The sequence below is a fragment of the Actinomycetota bacterium genome (assembly GCA_036280995.1).
Lineage (GTDB): Bacteria > Actinomycetota > CALGFH01 > CALGFH01 > CALGFH01 > CALGFH01.
The window spans coordinates 1-4,003 of record DASUPQ010000737.1 but is presented as its reverse complement, the minus strand read 5'-3'; the positions used below and the strand labels follow the sequence as shown (position 1 = coordinate 4,003).

General features: G+C 68.9%; 3 protein-coding genes and 1 tRNA gene. 2 read left to right on the top strand and 2 right to left on the bottom strand.

Annotated features, from left to right (window positions below):
• The coding region (locus VF468_24715) for an amidase family protein (GenBank protein HEX5881492.1) at positions 1-189 on the top strand (189 nt) is incomplete at its 5' end.
• 1,442 nt (positions 190-1,631) lie between these two features.
• Here the strand turns inward: VF468_24715 and VF468_24710 are convergent.
• Positions 1,632-2,072 carry a DUF4870 domain-containing protein gene (locus tag VF468_24710; GenBank protein ID HEX5881491.1) on the bottom strand — a complete coding sequence of 147 codons (441 nt, stop codon included), beginning with the start codon at positions 2,070-2,072 and terminating at the stop codon, positions 1,632-1,634.
• Between the two features lie 211 nt (positions 2,073-2,283).
• On the bottom strand, positions 2,284-3,549 hold the full coding sequence (locus VF468_24705) for an STM3941 family protein (protein ID HEX5881490.1): 1,266 nt from the start codon (positions 3,547-3,549) through the stop codon (positions 2,284-2,286).
• Positions 3,550-3,855: 306 nt separating this feature from the next.
• Between VF468_24705 and VF468_24700 the strand changes: the two genes are divergently transcribed.
• Positions 3,856-3,924 (top strand) — tRNA-Ile (locus tag VF468_24700).
• The last annotated feature ends 79 nt before the right edge of the window (positions 3,925-4,003 follow it).

The following is a 4,003-nucleotide window of genomic DNA, read 5'->3' as shown; positions in this document are numbered from 1 at the left end:
TTCGTCAACTTCACCGGCCACCCGGCCGCCTCGATCCCCGCGGGCTTGGCCGAGGACCGGTTGCCGGTCGGCATGCAGCTGATCGGCCGCCGCTACGGTGACGCCGACGTGCTGGCCGCCAGCGCCACCTTCGAGCGACTCAGGCCCTGGCAGGACACCTACCAGCGGTGCGCGAGCAGGCCACTGTAATGGCGGCCTACCGATCCCAAGAGCCCGCTCGAAGTCCAATCCCGATCAGCTGGTAGATGAACGCATAACTTCACCGAAAGAGAACCGATAACTTTGGCCCCGGCGGTCGGGCACGAGCTGGGAAAGGGCGGTCCGCACAGCGGTTCCCTGGTGGTTCCATGGTAAGGATGGGGTCGCCGGTTCGATTCCGGCGGGGGGCTCCACCCCAAACCAGCAGCTCAGGCCTGGTTCGGCGCCTGGCCTTTCCCAGGGCGAGGGCCGCTGGCCGCCGTTTGCCAGAAGGTTTGCCAGCTCGATTTGTATGCTTTGAGTCGGTCGGGCCGCCCGCTGCGGCCACGGTCCGCATCGTGTCTAGGGAACCGGGGCGGATCTGGCTCGTAGCGGTGGCGGCGTCCGTCCCGTCCAGCCGAGAGGGCGACCGGGCAAGCGCGACCCGGGGTAAGCGTCGGTCGAACAGCCTCGGTGGCCTGCTCGGGTCAGGTCGGGGGTGAAGGCCTTAGCCGCCGCAGCGGCCGGGTCGGCGACGGCTTGTTCGGCTGCACTACCAACTGCAACGCACATCTCGCGCCAGCGCCCGCGCGCAACACCCTTCGACGACGCCACCGACTCGCCTCGCACGACAGGTTGATCGGCTTCAGGACCGCGCTCTAGCCTCTGGCCTTGTGGCATCGTCAACTGCGGGTCGTCGGCCAGGCTGGGCTGGTATTCGCCTCGCCGCAAGCATTGGTAGTGCCGTGTCGGAACCGTGGATACACATTGGACGGGTCTGGACCAACGGCGAGCCGCTGCTGGCCATGGACAGCAGCTTGGTCGACGCCTGGGACAGCGACGAACGGTTCGACGAACTCGTCGACCTGGGGTCAGAGGCGACCCGCATCCCGGTCGGTGGCGGCTTCGCCGGGATCATCGGCGACGGCAGCGTCAACGACGAAGGATGGATCGAGGTTTCCAATCGGGGCGAGACCGCCTCGCCGTCCTCCACGTCAGCGGCCAGCCCTATGATCACGCGCTCAAGGATGCACTGGCCTACCCGCCCAACGCAGATGCACACGGCGGCACCCTCACGCTTCCCGGCGGTGAACTGGCGCTGTTCAGCTCTGCGCTCGACGAAGTCAGGGACAACAGCGTGCCGCTGGTTCGGGCGTCGCCCGGGCCGACGCCCAGGGCCTACAGGCCGGCCTCCATGTCCACGCCCCGTGCCGAGGTGGTCACAGGACTGCTGGTAGCCCTACCCGCGGGGGGCCTACCGATTGCAGGTGCGGTGGAGGACCGGCGTGGCCGAGGATGCGGTCTTCGCCCGTCTGCTGTCGCCGTAGCCGCTACGGCGGCATTGCCGTCTTACCGGTGACGGCGCGGCCACCGCGGCGGGATGCTCAATCAACGATCGAGGAAAGCCCAGAGTGACGCCGGCCTCATCGGCCGTTCACTCTGGGCTTGGTCACTCAGCGGACGAACCGCATCGTCAGTGGGTACCGGTAGCCCTGGCCCTGGCTGGCCTTGGCGGCGGCCAGCGAGGCCAGCACCACCCAGGCGACCAGCCCGACGATGAGGAAGGGAATTCCGATCAGCATCAAGGCCGCGACCAGCATCACCAGGCCATAGATTGCGATCGAGATACCGAAGTTCAGCGCCTCCCGTCCGGCGTCGTCGATGAACGGGTCCTCGTTGCGTCGGGTCAGCCAGACGGCCAACGGTCCGATGACCGAGCCGAAGGGCAGGACCAGCCCCGCGAAGGTCGACAGGTGGGCGACCACGGCGGTGTTGCGGACCGCCTGGTCCACCGCACCGGTCGTCCCGATCGCGGCGAGGTTGGCGCCGCATTGAGGGCAGGTTGGTGCTTGTTGGTCCAGCCTGGCCGAGCAGGCCGGGCAGGTCCTGTTCATGACCCTTCTCCTTCATCGGCGCCCTCCTGTGGGCGCCTGTTGGTATGTCATCGACGATAGGCCGCCGGGCGCTGTCCGTCGTCAGCCCCAGGGTGACAGTTGCTGGTCGGCCGGCAGGTGAAGCTCCGGCTCGCTGTCCTCCCCAAGGTGGAGACATCCGATGGCTGGTGGGTGTCCTAAAGACTCGGGAGTGGTGCACCGGCCGTACCGGTCACTGGCTGGCTGAGTGTGTCGAGGTGGGCTGGCCGTGTTGCAGGCGTGCCAGTCCATCCTGGGTCGCGAGCTCGGCCCGCGCCTGGGGGTGCTGGTGGTAGTAGCGCAGAGCCTCCAAGAGCAGTGCCGGGTCGATGTCCAGGGTGCGGACGGGCAGGGTGATGTCGGCAGCCAGGCGGCGGTTCACCGGCAACAGCAGCCGCTCCAACGGGCCGCTCTGGATGGCCTGGGGGTCGCTGACGTCGATGCCCACCAGCGGTTCTGTGACCGCGACTCCACGGACATGGGTCGTCACCTCGGTGGCTCGTACCCGCTGGATCGCCTCCCAGGGGACCACGGTTCGCGCGTCACCCATCGCGATGACCACGGCTGAGGGGGTGAGCAGCAGCCGCCAGTTGCGGCCCCAGCCCCGGCGGGCGGCGATGAAGCCTCCCACGCCGAAGAACACGGTGCCGACCGCGCCGACCAGCCGCACCGGCCAGGGCGACTCCCCGGGGTCGTCGGCAAACGCGTCGGCGAACACTATGAGCCCCAGGCTCGCCAGGGCCAGGCAGGCGGTCGCCCCGAGCACGATCGCCATCCGCAGGCCCGAGTAGGGCACCAGGATGCCGCGCTCCTGGCGGCCGCCCAGCCGCACGGTCTCCAGCCGCAAGGGGCCACCCCGCCGCCCGGGCGCAAACAGGGGCGCCGTGAGCAGGCAGGCAAAGAAGAACAGGGCGATGGCGGCGCCGGCGCCGCGCTCGGCACCCCGGCTGCTCAGCGCCATCATCAGCCCACCCACACTCAGCAGCCCGCCGATGACGACCATGAATGCGAACTGTCCCCAGCCACCGGCGAACGGTCGGGTCGACCCCTGCGGCTGCTCGAGCGTCGCCGAGGACGACACTGGCTTGGTCGCCGGTCGAGGCCGGCGGGCCGCCGGCAGCACCAGCAGCAGCAGCGGCAGGGCGCAAATAGCCGTGACGACTACTCCGGCGACTCCAGGGCGTCGTGTCAGCACCACCACCAGCAGCACGGCAACCAGGGCGGCCACGGTCAGGCCGACCCAGTAGCCCAGCCGCCCGGCCCATACCAGGGCGACTGCGGCGGACACCAGCACCAGGGCCGTCACCAGCTCCTCGGCGTCAAGGTCTCCCTGATCGGCCTCGACCAGTACCAGCAACAGCCCGAACAGCCCGAGCAGCACGGCGGCCACCCGCACCACGCCCGGACGCGAGCGCCAGCCCCTTGCCAGCACCGCAGGCCGCGTGGATCGCTCGGCCATGACCAGCTCCCATCGGTTGCAGGCTCCCCAGCAGCCCCTGGGTAGGCTGCTGAGGCCTTCCTTCCCGGGGAAGCCTCGTCGGACTCCCCCAGGCCGGCCCGGTCCCGTGGGCGACAGTCACGCGCCATGAGGTGGCCACCTAAATGGAATGGCCCGCGGTCCTGCGAGCCAGCACAGACCAGCAATCAGGGCCGTGCCAGAAATTTGCCAGAAACCTCGCTACACCCAACCTCGCTCCGCCTCACAACTCGACCTCCTACAGCGCCTCCTGCCTGCGTGACTGTGGGGACACGTGAGGTGCTGCACGGCGTCGTGACCACTCGCGCATCGATGATAAGGATGGGGTCGCCGGTTCGATTCCGGCGGGGGGCTCCACACCTATGCTGACCAGCGGTAACGCTGATCAGTTGTCGTCCGAGGAGCCGCTTGGACGGAGCCCGCTGGTCGGCGTCCC

Coding starts and splice junctions, on each gene's coding strand:
- VF468_24710 (HEX5881491.1), bottom strand. CDS start 2,072: ATGAACAGGACCTGCCCGGCCTGCTCGGCCAGGCTGGACCAACAAGCA.
- VF468_24705 (HEX5881490.1), bottom strand. CDS start 3,549: ATGGCCGAGCGATCCACGCGGCCTGCGGTGCTGGCAAGGGGCTGGCGC.